Source organism: Amphibacillus cookii (assembly GCF_016908375.1).
In the GTDB taxonomy this organism is placed as follows: domain Bacteria; phylum Bacillota; class Bacilli; order Bacillales; family Amphibacillaceae; genus Amphibacillus_C; species Amphibacillus_C cookii.
This window is the reverse complement of record NZ_JAFBDS010000011.1, coordinates 87,980-103,538: the sequence shown is the minus strand read 5'-3', so window position 1 is coordinate 103,538 and position 15,559 is coordinate 87,980. Positions and strand designations below refer to the sequence as shown.

Here is a 15,559-nt window from a genome sequence, read left to right as displayed (position 1 = left end):
GAACCTCCTTTTAAATTAAAGTGTAAATTGATCAATCAGCTTATTCATTGCCTCAATTGAGCCTCTAAGTTGATTAACATCAGTCGCCACTCTTTGGACGGCTGTTTTTTGTTCATTAGCAGAAGCTGATATTTCTTCAGAACCTGCTGCTGATTCTTCCGAAATTGCAGCAATATTTTCAACAGAACTGTTAATTTCATCGCTTGCTTGTCCAAAGTAACTGATGGTTTTAGATATTTGATTTATACGATCTGAGATTAAATGAACTTTATCTTTAATGTCAGTAAAATATTGACTTGATGTATCAATTTGTTGCTTTCCTGTATTGACTTGATCGAAGCCTTTCTCTAAATCCTCTACCATTAAGCGCATGCTTTCTTGAATATCTTTGACGATGCCACTGATTTTTCCAGAAGAGTCGTGGACTTCTTCAGCCAACTTTCTAACCTCCTCCGCAACAACGGCAAAGCCTTTTCCAGACTCACCTGCTCGAGCGGCTTCAATTGATGCATTTAGAGCAAGTAAGTTGGTTTGCTCTGCAATGCCGGTTATGACATTGACAAATTCATTAATAGACACGGTATCTTTCTCGAGTTGATTGACGCGCTTAACTGATGACGCAACCGTATCCGTAATAGTGACCATTTGCTTTATAGAGTGTTGCATCTGAACATCTCCATCGTTTGAGACGGTCAATACATCATCTGAAAAAGTAACAAGTTGATCACTGTTTTGCTGGGCCTCTTTAACCCGATGATGAAAGTCTTTCGTTTTTTCGGAGATTGCACTGGCCTCGTCTGCTTGGTCAGTTGCACCAGTGGCTAACTCTTCAATGGTTACAGCGACCTGCTCGCTACCAGACTCTACATCGTTGGCAATGCTGACAAATTGATCAACTTGCGTATTAACGTTTTTAGTCAAGTTAGTAATCTGCGATAAAATATCCTTTAAATTATGTTTCATATTATTAATCGATAGAGCGAGTGAACCAATTTCATTTTCTTCATTAAATACTAAATCTTCACCACTTAAATCACCATTTGCAATCGCGTTAGAGGTTGTAACCACCTCGCCGAGTTTGCGCTTGATTTTTTTACTCAACAACAGCATGAGAATTAATGATAACGTGACAGATATCACTAAAGAAAGAATCAACATAGTGATGGTAGAGGTAATGTTTTGCTGAGCGGATTGAATCGATAATTGATTCTCACTAATTGCTTCTTCAATAAGTATAGTCCCGTCTTGCATGGTGTCTTCCTTAAGTTGATTGGCGTCTGCTTGCAAAGCTGTAAAGGTGTCCGTGTTAATTTGTTGAACATTCGGTACGATCTCACTAAAGAAATATTCATCGAGTTGATGGTTGTTTTCGATGATCTGATCAAAGATGGTCATTTGCTCTCCATCAGATAATAGCGCACTAACTTGTTTAGCCTTTGTGACAAATTGTCTACTAACTTCAAGGTAATCAAGTAAACGTTGCTCACTTTCATCAATAATATATTCTGGAATAAATAGGTATTTTTCCTGATAGAGTGACATCAGTTCATTGACTTCAATGACAACCGCATTTTTTTCTTCGGTCTCATCAACTGCTTGATGGGTTTGGCTTAATAGTAAATAGGTGATAAACACCGAACTAATAAATAGCAAGATGACAATGCCATAAATCATGCCAAATTGACCACCGATTGATCGTTTAGATAATACATTGAATCGCTTCAATATAAAGGCCCCCTTAATTTATTTCATATATTTATTATCGGTATAAAAACATTCGATTTAATAGATAAAAAAAGGAAATGATTGTACAAAGAAAAATTTTACATTTTAACTGTTAACTTAACCTTTCTATTTGTTAATATATAACTATTCGTATCTATGGTAATAAAAAAAGAATTACTCCACTGTATCAGCGCAATGTAATAGTCCTAACAAAATCTCCAAAGCTCCTAACTATAAATAAAAAGAGATTGGCGGAAATTGTTCAAGGTCGTTGGTGAAGTGGGACAGGGAAGTGCTGGGAAGACTACTGATTAATAGGAGCGTTATTATGCATACAAAATTATATTTGTTATTAGGAATAGTTTTATTGAGTCTTCTTGCTTGTTCAAACACAAACACAGTTGAATTTGAAAATTTAACTTCCGATCAAGTAATTGAAGAAATTGAGCAACTTGAAGGGAAGGAAAACCCGTTATTCGATATGGTGACGCTTGAGTTGGAGGAAGATAGTTATTATGTTGGAATGAAAATGAATTTGAGAGGAGATTAGAATTTACATTTATAATCGAAAATATAACTAATCGTGATATTAATTTTAGGTATATTGGCTATTTACCTGAAGAGCTAGAGCAGTATTATCTAAGCCGTAATTTTTTTGAATCAGATGAGAGGGTTTTCGAGAAAAATTTTGATTGGGAACATACTGTCTCAATACTAGTCCAATACCCTGAAAATCTTAAAGATGAGGAAAGAGAGTATTTGGAATCTGAGGGTGAAAAAATTTATTTTGCCTTTGAAATTGATGAAGACATTTATTATACAGAATTTGTGATTAATGATGAAGTGGAGGTAGGTGATTAGTTTACAATTACTATCTATTTCTAATCTATTTGTAAACCCGAATTCTATTCACAAAAACACGCTCTCGGCATTAAAATGTCGAGAGCGTGTTTCCAATAAGTTAAATACCTGCACTTTCTACAACAGCTTTCTTATCATTAAATGTACGTTCATCTAAATTCCCAAGCACCTTAGAGGTAACCGTTCCAGCCACGATACTGCCATTAACATTAATTGCCGTACGGCCCATATCAATTAAAGGTTCAATTGTGATCAGTAAACCAGCTAAGGCAACAGGTAAGCCCATTGATGATAAGACGATAATGGCTGCAAAGGTTGCCCCGCCCCCGACACCGGCAACACCAAATGAACTAATCGCTGTAATTAAAACAAGCTGGATAAGAAATTCTGGTGACAAAGGATTAATATCCATTGTTGGTGCAATCATAATGGCTAGCATCGCTGGATAGATGCCGGCACAACCGTTTTGTCCCATCGTCGCACCAAATGATGCTGACATATTAGCGGCTCCATCATCAACGCCTAAAGCGTTCTTCTGCGCAGAGACGTTAAGTGGAATCGTTCCTGCACTTGATCGAGAAGTGAAGGCAAAGCCTAGTACAGGGATAATTTTCTTAACAAACGTCATCGGATTTAACTTGAATCCACTAACAATTAACAAGTGGATGAAAAACATAACAATCAGTGCAACATAAGATGCGATTACAAATTTACCAAGTTGCAAAATACCGGCAAAGTTTGTTGATGCGACCATGTTGGTCATAAGCGCTAGCACCCCAAACGGCGTCAGTCGCAGAATTAATGTCACAATTCTCATTACAATTGCGAAAACGGCATTAATCAGCTTGGTAAAGGCTTCTGCTTGCTCTGGTTGCTTCCTGTTCACACCGAGTGTTGCTACCCCGACAAGAATTGAAAAGATAACGACCGCAATTACAGATGTTGGTCGTTCGCCTGTCATATCTAAAAAGATATTACTTGGGATAAATTCGATAAGACGTTGGGGTGTGGTTTGATCGACCATTGATTCAAATCGTTCTTCTAAAGAAGCACCCCGCTCAGCTTCAGCTTGGCCAGCCTCAATTTGTTCAGCACTTAAATCAAATATTAGCGCAGATCCAATCCCCACAACAGCAGCGATAAGGGTTGTGGTGATTAACACACCAATAACCCAAGCGGCAATTTTACCAAGCTGTTTCGTTTCCTTTAAGTTGATAATCGCTCGAATAATAGAGAACATAACGAGTGGGATAACAATCAGCATTAGTAAGCGAATATAACCACTACCAACAATGCTATACCAATCAAGTGTACCACTAAGGATATCTGATCCTTCCCCGTAAATAGCTTGCAAGATAACGCCTAACACAATGCCGATTCCCATACCAGTGAAGACGCGTTTTGCATAGGAGAAATGCTTTTTTTGCATATAAAGTAATATGCTTAGTAATCCAATAAAGACTAAAACATTTAAAACAATAAACCAATTATCCATTTTCTTTATTTCCCCCCTTATATAGTAATCCTATCATGCTATTATAGAAAATATGAATCAAAATCATATAACGAAATCCTTAATAATTCAAGTGATGTGCTTTCTTTATTACAGCTAACCGTCCGTAAACCCCCTCCCAAAATAGAGAACAGCAGTCAATCTATTTAGCTGGATGACGAACCTTCAATCAGTGGACGAAGACTAAAACGCTCACTGATTGAAGGTTCGTTTTATAATATAGCCAGTGCGATTAGGGTGGCCTGATTCATCCAGCTAGCTAAACAAAGACTTAGTTAAGCAACCAGGTAATCTCGGTACTATTCGATAGGAGATATGGGGTAACATGCTATGTGTTGGAAGGAGAATACAAGTCCTTTATCGTCGTTTCGAAAAAAGGACGCGTATTTTTTCGGCAGGGTGACTTCATCTTCTTCATTTTTGATGAGAGGTGAACCATCGAAATTAAAAAAATAGAGAATAGATCGCTATCCTCTGAGCGTGTTTTACTTCATTAAATAGCAGGTGGAAATTATACGTCTTTTGGTTTATAGGAATCACAAATGGGAGATAATGGTGCTACTGCCTCGGCTGTAGAGTAACAAGTCGCGAGGATTCAGTACCTATATAATGTGGAGCGAGGACCAAACATGAAGATCTGCTCAGAACGAATACCTTCCATATTAATAAGGAAAGAGAAATGATTTGAACGTTGGTTAAATACTACGCTAAAGACCTGAAGAAATTGGCAAGAAAAAAATCAACTTTTTTTGAATAAACCTTGCATTCCGGTGATGTTTTTAATATAATATGTAATGTTGGTCATAAAGGCGATGATGTGGAAGGTTGTTGGCACACCCGGCCCCTTTGCCATGGGTGGGTAGTCTAAGGAATTTCCGCGGAGAATGTCTATTATAAAATGGGCGAAAAGGAGGGAATATAATGGCAAAAGAAAAAATTAGAATCCGTTTAAAAGCGTATGATCACCGTATTTTGGATCAGTCAGCTGAAAAGATTGTGAGCACTGCAAAGCGTTCAGGAGCAGGGGTGTCGGGACCGATCCCGTTACCAACTGAAAAATCAGTCTACACTGTTCTACGTGCGGTACACAAATACAAAGACTCTCGTGAGCAATTTGAAATGCGTACACACAAGCGTCTAATTGATATCGTAAGTCCTACACCACAGACGGTAGATGCGCTAATGCGTCTTGACTTACCATCTGGTGTAGATATTGAAATTAAACTATAATTGAATTTTTTTAGGAGGTGTAACGGATGACGAAAGGAATCTTAGGTCGTAAAGTCGGCATGACACAGATTTTTACTGAGGAAGGTGAGTTGATCCCAGTAACAGTTGTTCAAGCTGAGCCAAATGTTGTTCTACAAAAAAGAACATTAGAAAATGACGGCTATGAAGCGATTCAAGTAGGTTTTGCTGATCAAAAAGAAGCAAATGCGAACAAGCCGGAAAAAGGACATGCTGCAAAAGCGAGCACTAATCCTAAGCGCTTCATTCGTGAATTCCGTAACGTAAATCTTGATGACTATGAAGTAGGTCAAGAATTAAACGTAGAGGTTTTCCAAGCTGGAGATAGCATTGATGTAACAGGTACATCTAAAGGTAAAGGATTTCAAGGTGCGATTAAACGTCATAACCAACAGCGTGGTCCAATGGGGCATGGTTCACACTTCCATAGAGCGCCGGGTTCAATGGGTGCAGCTGCACAACCAGCTCGCGTTATGAAAGGTAAGAAATTGCCAGGACAAATGGGTAGTGTAGTAACAACCATTCAAAATCTAGAGGTTGTGAAAGTTGACACTGAACGTAATCTTTTGTTGATCAAAGGAAATGTACCAGGATCTAAAAAATCATTCGTAAAAATCACGAGTGCATTAAAGGCTAACTAATTTAAAGTTGAAGGGAGGATATGTCATGCCTAAAGTAGCACTATATAACCAAAGCGGATCGCAAGTAGGGGATGTAGAATTAAACGATACAGTGTTCGGTATTGAACCAAATGAGCATGTATTACATGACGCAGTCGTTATGCAACAAGCATCACGTCGTCAAGGAACACATGCTGTTAAGAATCGTTCAGCAGTGAGCGGCGGAGGTCGTAAACCATGGCGTCAAAAAGGTACAGGTCGTGCCCGTCAAGGTTCAATTCGCTCGCCACAATGGGTTGGCGGCGGTGTTGTATTCGGTCCAACGCCTCGCAGCTATAGCTACAAACTACCAAAGAAAGTTCGTCGATTAGCACTTCAATCAGCACTTTCTTCTAAAGTGAAAGAAGAGAGCCTTGTTGTATTAGAAGGTTTAGCAATTGAAAAACCGAAAACAAAAGAAGTTGTAAATCTTTTAGCGGCTCTAAACGTAAATGAAAAAGCATTAATCGTTACAGCTGAACAAGATGAAGTGATTGCAAAAAGTGCAAACAACTTACCAAATACTAAAGTTTTACCTGTAAGCCAAATTAACGTGCTTGATTTACTTGCACATGACAAGCTCATCATTACTAAAGATGCAGCGGAAAAAGCAGGGGAGGTGCTTGCATAATGAAAGATCCACGTGATATTATTAAGCGCCCGATTATTACGGAACACTCTGCCGACCAAATGGTTGATAAAAAATATACGTTTGAAGTAAACACAAATGCGAATAAAACTGAGATCAAAAATGCAGTAGAGCAAATATTTGATGTGAAAGTGGTTAAAGTCAACACTTCAAATATTAAAGGAAAGTTCAAGCGTATGGGTCGTCATGGTGGATACCGTCCAAATCGTAAAAAAGCTATTGTTCAATTATCCGAAGACAGCAAAGAACTCGATTTCTTTGAAAGTGTAGAATAAACGTAACTAGAAAAGGAGGGAAACAAGATGGCGATTAAGAAGTATAAACCAACTTCTAATGGTAGACGTAATATGTCAGTTTCAGATTTCGCTGAAATTACCACTGACAAACCTGAGAAATCACTTCTACAACCACTATCAAAACGTGGTGGACGTAACAACCAAGGTAAGTTAACGGTTCGTCATCAAGGTGGTGGACATAAACGCCAATACCGTGTGATCGACTTTAAACGCGATAAAGATGGTATACCAGGACGCGTTGCTACAATTGAGTATGATCCTAACCGTACAGCTAACATTGCATTAATTAACTATGCAGATGGTGAAAAACGTTACATTTTAGCACCAAAAGGTATCCAAGTAGGTCAAGAAATTTTCTCTGGAGCAGATGCAGACATTAAAGTAGGTAATGCATTACCACTTATGAGCATTCCAGTAGGTACTGTGATCCACAATATCGAGTTGAAGCCAGGCCGTGGAGGACAGCTCGCGCGTTCTGCAGGTTCTCAAGCTCAAATTCTAGGTCGTGAAGACAAGTATGTACTTGTACGTCTGGCTTCAGGTGAAGTTCGTCTCGTATTAGGCACATGCCGAGCGACTGTTGGTCAAGTGGGTAACTTAGAAAATGAATTGATTCGTGTCGGTAAAGCTGGACGCTCACGTTGGAAGGGTATTCGCCCAACTGTACGTGGTTCTGTTATGAACCCTAACGATCACCCACACGGTGGTGGTGAAGGACGTGCACCTATCGGACGTAAATCACCAATGTCTCCATGGGGCAAACCAACACTTGGTAAAATCACACGTAAACGCAACAAGCAATCAGATAAATTTATTGTACGCAAACGTAAAAAATAACGGGGTTGAACGGCGGGCATTAACACCCGTCCGACAATCACGAAGGGAGGTTTATGTATGGGTCGTAGCTTAAAAAAGGGACCTTTCGTAGATGACCATTTGATGAAAAAGATTGAAAACTTAAATGAAAGTGACAAGAAACAAGTTGTTAAATCTTGGTCACGCCGTTCTACTATATTTCCTAACTTTGTAGGACACACAATCGCTGTTTACGATGGTCGTAAACATGTACCGGTTTATGTAACAGAAGATATGGTTGGACATAAATTAGGTGAATTCGCACCGACACGCACTTTCAAAGGGCATGCGGGCGATGACAAGAAAACAAAACGCTAATAGGAGAGGAGGCACTCTTGATGCAAGCTAAAGCTGTTGCAAAAACTGTTAGAATTGCTCCTCGTAAAGTTCGTTTGGTCATTGATTTAATTCGAGGCAAAAATGTTGGAGAAGCAATTGCTATTTTAAAACACACACAACGTGGCGCAAGCCCAGTTGTTGAAAAAGTATTAAACTCTGCGATCGCAAATGCAGAGCACAATTATGAAATGGACGTCGACAACTTGTATGTATCAGAAGCATACGTAAACGAAGGGGTAACACTTAAACGTTTCCGCCCTCGTGCACAAGGTCGTGCTAGCCAAATCAATAAAAGAACAAGCCACATCACCGTGGTTGTATCAGAAAAGAAGGAGGGATAATCTGTGGGTCAAAAAGTTAATCCGATAGGACTTCGGGTCGGCGTCATTCGTGATTGGGATTCAAAATGGTACGCTGGCAAAGATTATGCAGACTTATTACATGAAGATATTAAAATTCGTGATTACATTGAAAAACGTTTGAAAGATGCTGCTGTTTCTAAAGTGGAAATCGAACGTGCTGCAAATCGTGTTAATATCTCAATTTCAACGGCTAAACCAGGTATGGTTATTGGTAAAGGTGGTTCTGAGGTTGAAGCACTTCGTAAATCATTAAATCAATTAACAGGCAAAAAAGTTCACATTAATATTGTTGAAGTTAAAAAGCCTGATATTGATGCTAAATTAGTCGCAGAAAACATTGCACGTCAATTAGAAGGACGTATTTCATTCCGTCGTGCGCAAAAGCAAGTGATTCAACGTGCTATGCGTGCAGGAGCAAAAGGTATTCGTACGCAAGTATCTGGACGTCTAGGTGGCGCGGATATGGCACGTGCGGAAAGTTACAGTGAAGGAACGGTACCACTACACACACTTCGCGCTGATATCGATTATGGTACTGCAGAGGCAGATACTACTTACGGTAAATTAGGTGTTAAAGTGTGGATCTATCGTGGGGAAGTCCTTCCAACTAAAAACAATAAGTAAGGAAGGGGGCACGCATTATGTTAATGCCTAAACGTGTAAAACATCGTAAGCAACACCGTGCTAATTTGAAAGGTAAAGCGAAAGGCGGAACAGAGGTTGCATTCGGTGAATACGGATTGCAAGCTGTTGAAGCTGCTTGGATAACAAGTCGTCAAATCGAGTCTGCTCGTATTGCTATGACTCGTTACATGAAACGTGGTGGGAAAGTTTGGATTAAAATCTTCCCAGACAAACCATATACTAAGAAACCTTTAGAAGTACGTATGGGTTCTGGTAAAGGTGCTCCTGAAGGTTGGGTAGCTGTTGTTAAACCAGGAAAAATCCTATTTGAAATCGCTGGAGTATCTGAAGAGGTTGCAAGAGAAGCATTGCGTCTAGCATCTCACAAACTTCCGATTAAAACTAAGTTTGTAAAACGTGAAGAAATTGGTGGTGAAATCAATGAAGGCTAATGAAATCAGAGAACTAACCACTGCCGAAATTGAACAAAAAGTTAAGTCATTGAAAGAAGAGCTTTTCAATTTGCGTTTTCAGTTAGCTACAGGGCAATTGGAGAACACTGCACGTCTTCGTGAAGTTCGTAAATCGATTGCACGTATGAAAACTGTTGTTCGTGAAAGAGAGCTTAGCGTAAATAACTAGTAAACTCGAGAGGAGGTTAGCCTCAAATGACTGAGCGTAATAATCGTAAGCTTTATACAGGTCGTGTTGTATCCGACAAAATGGATAAAACGATCACGGTATTAGTTGAAACGTACAAATTCCATTCATTATATGGTAAACGTGTTAAGTATTCAAAGAAATTTAAAGCACATGATGAAAACAATCAAGCTAAAATAGGTGATATTGTTTCAATCATGGAAACTCGTCCATTATCAGCAACAAAACGGTTCCGTCTTGTTGAAATAGTGGAAGAAGCGGTAATTATCTAAAACAATTTGCAAAGTTCGCTCGGATGAATTCCGAAGGGAGGTAACAACAGTATGATTCAGCAAGAGAGTCGTTTGAAAGTAGCAGATAACTCAGGAGCTCGTGAAGTCCTAACGATTAAAGTATTAGGCGGAAGTGGTCGTAAAACTGCTAATATTGGTGATGTGATTGTGTGTACGGTGAAACAAGCAACACCTGGGGGCGTTGTTAAAAAAGGTGAGGTTGTAAAAGCTGTTATCGTACGCACTAAAACAGGTGCTCGTCGAAAAGATGGTTCTTACATTCGCTTTGATGAAAACGCAGCGGTTATTATCCGTGATGATAAGAGCCCTAGAGGAACTCGTATCTTTGGTCCAGTAGCACGTGAACTGCGTGATGCTAAATTTATGAAGATTGTTTCATTAGCACCAGAGGTACTTTAAGTTTTAAGCCACCGAAACACTTAAAACAAAACCGTTTAAATGAAAAGCCTTGTAAGGAGGTGCGTCTAGCATGCATGTAAAAAAAGGTGATAAAGTACAAGTTTTGTCTGGTAAAGATAAAGGGAAGCAAGGAGTCATTCTTGCCGCATACCCAAAGAAAGATCGTGTACTTGTAGAAGGAATCAACATGGTGAAGAAACATCAAAAACCTTCGCAAGATAATCCACAAGGCGGTATTCTTGAACAAGAAGCGCCAATCCATGTTTCTAATGTATTACCGATTGATCCAAAATCCGGCGAGCCAACAAGAGTTGGACATGAAGAACGTGACGGAAAGAAAGTTCGTATCGCTAAAAAATCAGGTGAAGCGTTAGATAAGTAATTAGCGACGAAAGGAGGGCTACTCAGATGAACGAACTAAAGAATAAATACCAAAATGACATTGCGTCATCACTCGTAGAAAAATTTAATTATGATTCAATAATGCAAGTACCAAAAGTAGAAAAAATCGTTATTAATATGGGTATTGGCGATGCTGTTCAAAATTCTAAAGCGCTAGATAGTGCAGTAGAAGAATTGAAATTAATATCTGGTCAACAACCACTAATAACAAAAGCTAAGAAATCAATTGCAGGATTCCGTTTGCGTGAGGGTATGCCGATCGGTGCAAAAGTAACCCTTCGCGGTGAACGCATGTATGAGTTTCTTCAAAAGCTAATTGATGTATCACTTCCACGTGTTCGTGACTTCCGTGGTATCTCGAATAAAGCTTTTGACGGTCGTGGAAACTATACATTAGGTGTAAAAGAACAATTGATTTTCCCAGAAGTAGATTATGATCAAGTAAGTAAAGTTCGCGGGATGGATATTGTCATTGTTACAACGGCTAACACTGATGAAGAAGCACGTGAATTACTAACTCAACTTGGCATGCCTTTCCAAAAATAAGCTTAACTGCTAGTACAAGGAGGGAAAATAGTGGCTAAGAAATCAATGATTGCAAAGCAAAAACGGACGCCTAAACATAAAGTGCAAGAGTACACTCGTTGCGAACGTTGTGGACGTCCACACTCTGTAATACGTAAATTTAAACTTTGCCGTATTTGTTTCCGTGAACTTGCCTATAAAGGTCAAATTCCTGGTGTCAAAAAAGCAAGCTGGTAAACCCCGATTATGGGAAGGAGGTAATATTGAATGGTTATGACAGATCCAATTGCAGATATGTTAACACGTATTCGTAATGCAAACATGGTCCGCCATGAGAAGCTAGAGCTTCCTGCATCAACAGTCAAAAAAGAGATTGCAGATATTCTTAAGCGTGAGGGTTTTGTGCGCGATTATGAATACGTTGAAGATAATAAACAAGGTGTATTGCGTATTTTCTTAAAATATGGTGCGAATGAAGCACGTGTTATTACTGGACTTAAACGTATTAGTAAACCAGGATTGCGTGTTTATGCCAAAGCTGATGAGTTACCACGAGTACTTAATGGTTTAGGTATTGCAATCGTATCAACTTCAAAAGGTATTTTATCAGACAAAGAAGCACGTCAACAAGCTATTGGTGGCGAAGTTCTCGCTTACGTTTGGTAATCATTTTCATTAAGATAGGAGGTGCCATGTAGATGTCACGTATAGGTTTTAAGGTTCTTGAAATCCCTGAAGGTGTTGAAGTTAAAAATGAAAACAACTTAGTGACAGTTAAAGGTCCTAAAGGACAATTATCGCGTCAACTTCATGAAGATATGATTATTAACATCGATGGTAATGAACTAACTGTTGCAAGACCGTCTGAGAGCAAAAAGCATAAAGCCTTACACGGTACAACACGAAGCCTGATCGCAAATATGGTTGAAGGTGTACACAAAGGTTATGAGAAAGCATTAGAAATCCAAGGTGTTGGTTATCGTGCGCAAAAGCAAGGAAATAAACTTGTGGTTAGTGCAGGATACTCACATCCAGTTGAAGTCGAGCAACCAGAAGGTATTGAGTTCGATGTTCCAGCAAATACAAAAGTAGTGGTTAAAGGTATCGGCAAGGAATTGGTAGGAGCAATTGCCGCTAACATCCGAGCGATCCGTAAGCCAGAGCCTTACAAAGGTAAAGGTATCCGTTACGAAGGCGAATATGTTCGTCGTAAAGAAGGTAAAACGGCTAAGTAAAGTCAGTTAACCTTTTGACTAATTAGTTACGTTAGTTAGGGAACAGAAAGGAGTGACCTAGATGATCACAAAGCCAGATAAAAATGCGGTACGTAAGAAAAGACATTTACGTGTCCGTAAAAACCTATTTGGAACGGCGGAACGTCCACGCTTAAACGTATACCGTTCAAATAAACATATTTACGCGCAACTGATTGATGATGTCAATCGTGTGACGTTAGCAAGCGCATCAACTGTTGACAATGAATTTAAAGCTGAAGCAACAGGAAACGTTGACGCTGCTAAGTTAGTCGGAGAATTGATCGCAAAACGCGCATTAGATAAAGGCCACAAGAACGTGGTGTTCGACCGTGGAGGCTATCTCTATCACGGACGTGTTAAAGCATTAGCAGAGGCTGCCCGTGAGGCAGGTCTTGAATTTTAATTGTAAAAGGAGGGACATATATTGCAAACTCAAATCGATCCAAATAAATTAGATTTAGAAGAACGCGTAGTAACGATTAACCGTGTTGCTAAGGTAGTTAAAGGTGGACGTCGTTTCCGCTTTGCGGCATTAGTGGTTGTTGGAGATAAAAATGGTCACGTTGGTTTCGGTACTGGGAAAGCCCAAGAGGTTCCAGATGCGATTAAGAAAGCTATTGATGACGCTAAGAAAAATTTAATTAAAGTACCACTTGTAGGCACAACCGTTCCACACCAAGTAACTGGCCAATTTGGCGCAGGTAGTATTTTAATTAAACCAGCAGTAGAAGGTACTGGTGTTATCGCTGGTGGACCTGTTCGTGCTGTCCTTGAATTAGCGGGTATTGGTGACATTAACTCTAAATCATTAGGTTCTAACACACCAATCAACATGGTACGTGCAACGGTTCAGGGGCTTTCTGAATTGAAGCCTGCTGAAGAAGTAGCAAAATTACGCGGTAAAACAGTAGAAGAACTGTTAGGATAAGGAGGGAAATCGAATGGCTAATCAGTTAGAAATTACCCTCACCCGCAGTGTCATTGGCAGAGCTGAAACGCAAAAACGAACGGTTAAAGCATTAGGCTTAAACAAATTAAATCAATCCGTTGTCCGTGAAGATACACCTGCGGTAAGAGGTATTATTAGTAAAGTATCACACTTAGTAACGGTTAAAGAATTATAATCACATTAGTGCATAGAGGAGGTGCTCGCATGAAACTTCATGAATTAAAACCATCACAAGCTCGTAAACAGCGAAACCGTGTCGGTCGTGGAATGTCCTCTGGAAACGGAAAAACATCTGGCCGTGGTCACAAAGGTCAAAATGCTCGCTCAGGTGGCGGTGTACGTCCAGGTTTTGAAGGTGGTCAAATGCCTTTGTTCCAACGTTTACCGAAGCGCGGTTTTACAAATATTCATCGTAAAGAGTTTGCTGTTATTAATCTTGCAGCATTAAATAAATTTGAAGAAGGCACAGAAGTAACACCTGAGCTTTTACTTGAAACAGGTCTTGTAAGCAAGCTAAAAGCCGGCATTAAAGTTCTTGGAAATGGTACGATTGAAAAGAAACTTATTGTAAAAGCTCACAAGTTCTCTGCTTCTGCAAAAGAAGCAATTGAGGCAGCGGGCGGTCAAACTGAGGTGATCTAATGTTCCAAACAATCTCCAATTTCTTTCGTGTAAAAGATATCCGAAACAAAATTGTTTTTACATTACTCATGCTAATTGTTTTTAGAATCGGTACGTTTATTCCTGTGCCGTTCACAGATCGAACAGCAATTGGCTTTATGAATGATCAACAAAATGTGTTTGGATTTCTGAACACATTTGGAGGAGGGGCATTACAAAATTTCTCCATTCTTGCAATGGGGATTATGCCCTATATCACGGCCTCAATCATTATGCAGTTATTACAGATGGATATCGTCCCTAAATTTGCCGAGTGGAAAAAACAAGGTGAAGTGGGACGTCGTAAGTTGGCCCAGGTCACGAGATATGCAACGATTGTTCTAGCTTTTATTCAAGCCACTGCCATGTCAGTCGGTTTTAACGCAATGGCTGGGGGCGGCCTCATCGCCAACCCAACGATTGATAAATTTATCGTTATTGCGCTTGTATTAACTGCTGGAACTGCATTTCTAATGTGGCTTGGTGAACAAATTACTGCACATGGTGTGGGGAATGGGATTTCAGTTATTATCTTTGCAGGTATTGTGGCTGCTATTCCAAATACAATTAATCAAGTATATGAACAATATTTTGGTGGTAATGTAGGTGATGAACTATTCATCAACACGGTTATTGTGTCATTAATTGTGTTGGTCGTATTAGCTGTAACTGTTGGTGTCATCTTTATCCAACAGGCGACGCGAAAAATACCGATTCAATATGCTAAGCGTTTAGCTAATCGTTCAACAGTTGGTGGTCAGTCGACACACCTACCTTTGAAAGTTAACACAGCTGGTGTTATCCCAGTTATTTTCTCTGTTGCTTTCATTATGGCACCAAGAACGATTGCTAGCTTTTTTGACGGTAGTGTTGCGAATACAATTGAAACGATCTTCGATTATACACAGCCAGCTGGGATGGTTATCTATGTTGCGCTAATCATTGCTTTTTCATATTTTTATACCTTTGTCCAGTCAAACCCTGAGCAAATGGCAGAAAACTTGAAGAAACAAGGCGGTTATGTTCCTGGTATTCGACCTGGTAAGAAAACTGAAACGTATTTGACTCGCGTTTTATATCGCTTAACCTTTGTAGGGGCGCTTTTCTTAGCAGCAGTAGCTGTATTACCTATTATTTTAGGTCGTATCGCAAACCTACCTCAATCCGTTCAGATTGGTGGAACAAGTATACTGATTGTTGTTGGTGTAGCACTTCAAACCATGAAACAACTTGAAAGTCAACTTGTTAAACGCCACTATAAAGGATTTATTAAATAAGTCAACT

At 39.5% G+C, this 15,559-nt stretch carries 25 protein-coding genes; 23 read left to right on the top strand and 2 right to left on the bottom strand.

Annotated elements, in window-relative coordinates:
- Positions 1–15: 15 nt before the first annotated feature.
- Positions 16–1,725, bottom strand: a complete 1,710-nt coding sequence (locus tag JOE23_RS15410; RefSeq protein ID WP_204439795.1) for a methyl-accepting chemotaxis protein — start codon at positions 1,723–1,725, stop codon at positions 16–18.
- Between the two features lie 328 nt (positions 1,726–2,053).
- Here JOE23_RS15410 and JOE23_RS15405 point away from each other — a divergent pair, with 328 nt between their 5' ends.
- The gene (locus tag JOE23_RS15405; RefSeq protein WP_204439793.1) at positions 2,054–2,275 is read left to right on the top strand and encodes a hypothetical protein; all 222 of its coding nucleotides are present in this window, start codon (positions 2,054–2,056) and stop codon (positions 2,273–2,275) included.
- Positions 2,276–2,686: 411 nt separating this feature from the next.
- Here JOE23_RS15405 and JOE23_RS15400 read toward each other — a convergent pair whose 3' ends face one another.
- Positions 2,687–4,081: an L-cystine transporter gene (locus JOE23_RS15400; RefSeq protein ID WP_204439791.1), complete on the bottom strand. Its 1,395-nt coding sequence runs from the start codon at positions 4,079–4,081 to the stop codon at positions 2,687–2,689.
- Between the two features lie 939 nt (positions 4,082–5,020).
- On the opposite strand from JOE23_RS15400, the gene rpsJ reads away from it, so the two are divergent.
- From rpsJ to secY, 22 genes are all read left to right on the top strand, one after another.
- Positions 5,021–5,329 (top strand): 30S ribosomal protein S10, encoded by a 309-nt coding sequence (rpsJ, locus tag JOE23_RS15395; RefSeq protein ID WP_204439789.1) that lies wholly within the window; start codon positions 5,021–5,023, stop codon positions 5,327–5,329.
- A 26-nt stretch (positions 5,330–5,355) separates the two neighbouring features.
- The gene (gene rplC, locus JOE23_RS15390; RefSeq protein ID WP_204439787.1) at positions 5,356–5,988 is read left to right on the top strand and encodes a 50S ribosomal protein L3; all 633 of its coding nucleotides are present in this window, start codon (positions 5,356–5,358) and stop codon (positions 5,986–5,988) included.
- A gap of 25 nt (positions 5,989–6,013) precedes the next feature.
- Positions 6,014–6,637: a 50S ribosomal protein L4 gene (gene rplD / locus JOE23_RS15385; RefSeq protein ID WP_204439785.1), complete on the top strand. Its 624-nt coding sequence runs from the start codon at positions 6,014–6,016 to the stop codon at positions 6,635–6,637.
- Positions 6,637–6,930 carry a 50S ribosomal protein L23 gene (gene rplW / locus JOE23_RS15380; protein ID WP_204439783.1) on the top strand — a complete coding sequence of 98 codons (294 nt, stop codon included), beginning with the start codon at positions 6,637–6,639 and terminating at the stop codon, positions 6,928–6,930. The genes rplD and rplW overlap by 1 nt, the downstream gene beginning before the upstream one ends.
- 27 nt (positions 6,931–6,957) lie before the next feature.
- Positions 6,958–7,788 (top strand): 50S ribosomal protein L2, encoded by an 831-nt coding sequence (rplB, locus tag JOE23_RS15375; protein WP_017473661.1) that lies wholly within the window; start codon positions 6,958–6,960, stop codon positions 7,786–7,788.
- Positions 7,789–7,845: 57 nt separating this feature from the next.
- On the top strand, positions 7,846–8,124 hold the full coding sequence (rpsS, locus tag JOE23_RS15370) for a 30S ribosomal protein S19 (RefSeq protein WP_017473660.1): 279 nt from the start codon (positions 7,846–7,848) through the stop codon (positions 8,122–8,124).
- 20 nt (positions 8,125–8,144) lie between these two features.
- Entirely contained in the window at positions 8,145–8,486 is a 342-nt protein-coding gene (gene rplV, locus JOE23_RS15365; protein ID WP_204439781.1) for a 50S ribosomal protein L22, read from the top strand.
- Between the two features lie 3 nt (positions 8,487–8,489).
- A complete protein-coding gene (gene rpsC / locus JOE23_RS15360; protein WP_204439779.1) occupies positions 8,490–9,131 on the top strand; it encodes a 30S ribosomal protein S3 in 642 nt (213 codons plus the stop codon).
- A gap of 17 nt (positions 9,132–9,148) precedes the next feature.
- Positions 9,149–9,583 (top strand): 50S ribosomal protein L16, encoded by a 435-nt coding sequence (rplP, locus tag JOE23_RS15355; RefSeq protein WP_204439777.1) that lies wholly within the window; start codon positions 9,149–9,151, stop codon positions 9,581–9,583.
- On the top strand, positions 9,573–9,773 hold the full coding sequence (rpmC, locus tag JOE23_RS15350; protein ID WP_017473656.1) for a 50S ribosomal protein L29: 201 nt from the start codon (positions 9,573–9,575) through the stop codon (positions 9,771–9,773). Before rplP ends, rpmC begins: the two co-directional genes overlap by 11 nt.
- Before the next feature lie 26 nt (positions 9,774–9,799).
- Positions 9,800–10,063 carry a 30S ribosomal protein S17 gene (gene rpsQ / locus JOE23_RS15345; protein ID WP_204439775.1) on the top strand — a complete coding sequence of 88 codons (264 nt, stop codon included), beginning with the start codon at positions 9,800–9,802 and terminating at the stop codon, positions 10,061–10,063.
- A 51-nt stretch (positions 10,064–10,114) separates the two neighbouring features.
- A complete protein-coding gene (gene rplN / locus JOE23_RS15340) occupies positions 10,115–10,483 on the top strand; it encodes a 50S ribosomal protein L14 (RefSeq protein ID WP_017473654.1) in 369 nt (122 codons plus the stop codon).
- A gap of 70 nt (positions 10,484–10,553) precedes the next feature.
- Positions 10,554–10,865, top strand: a complete 312-nt coding sequence (gene rplX / locus JOE23_RS15335) for a 50S ribosomal protein L24 (RefSeq protein WP_017473653.1) — start codon at positions 10,554–10,556, stop codon at positions 10,863–10,865.
- Positions 10,866–10,891: 26 nt separating this feature from the next.
- Complete coding sequence (gene rplE / locus JOE23_RS15330; RefSeq protein ID WP_204439772.1) at positions 10,892–11,431, top strand: 50S ribosomal protein L5; 540 nt, start codon at positions 10,892–10,894, stop codon at positions 11,429–11,431.
- A 30-nt stretch (positions 11,432–11,461) separates the two neighbouring features.
- A complete protein-coding gene (gene rpsN, locus JOE23_RS15325; RefSeq protein ID WP_091499731.1) occupies positions 11,462–11,647 on the top strand; it encodes a 30S ribosomal protein S14 in 186 nt (61 codons plus the stop codon).
- A 30-nt stretch (positions 11,648–11,677) separates the two neighbouring features.
- Positions 11,678–12,076, top strand: a complete 399-nt coding sequence (gene rpsH, locus JOE23_RS15320; protein ID WP_204439770.1) for a 30S ribosomal protein S8 — start codon at positions 11,678–11,680, stop codon at positions 12,074–12,076.
- Positions 12,077–12,108: 32 nt separating this feature from the next.
- Entirely contained in the window at positions 12,109–12,645 is a 537-nt protein-coding gene (gene rplF / locus JOE23_RS15315; protein WP_204439768.1) for a 50S ribosomal protein L6, read from the top strand.
- A 61-nt stretch (positions 12,646–12,706) separates the two neighbouring features.
- On the top strand, positions 12,707–13,069 hold the full coding sequence (gene rplR / locus JOE23_RS15310; protein ID WP_204439766.1) for a 50S ribosomal protein L18: 363 nt from the start codon (positions 12,707–12,709) through the stop codon (positions 13,067–13,069).
- 21 nt (positions 13,070–13,090) lie between these two features.
- Positions 13,091–13,594: a 30S ribosomal protein S5 gene (rpsE, locus tag JOE23_RS15305; protein ID WP_204439764.1), complete on the top strand. Its 504-nt coding sequence runs from the start codon at positions 13,091–13,093 to the stop codon at positions 13,592–13,594.
- 13 nt (positions 13,595–13,607) lie between these two features.
- Positions 13,608–13,790 carry a 50S ribosomal protein L30 gene (gene rpmD, locus JOE23_RS15300; protein ID WP_204439762.1) on the top strand — a complete coding sequence of 61 codons (183 nt, stop codon included), beginning with the start codon at positions 13,608–13,610 and terminating at the stop codon, positions 13,788–13,790.
- 29 nt (positions 13,791–13,819) lie between these two features.
- Positions 13,820–14,257, top strand: coding sequence for a 50S ribosomal protein L15 (gene rplO, locus JOE23_RS15295; protein WP_204439760.1), 438 nt, complete (start codon positions 13,820–13,822; stop codon positions 14,255–14,257).
- Positions 14,257–15,552: a preprotein translocase subunit SecY gene (gene secY / locus JOE23_RS15290; protein ID WP_204439758.1), complete on the top strand. Its 1,296-nt coding sequence runs from the start codon at positions 14,257–14,259 to the stop codon at positions 15,550–15,552. The genes rplO and secY overlap by 1 nt, the downstream gene beginning before the upstream one ends.
- The last annotated feature ends 7 nt before the right edge of the window (positions 15,553–15,559 follow it).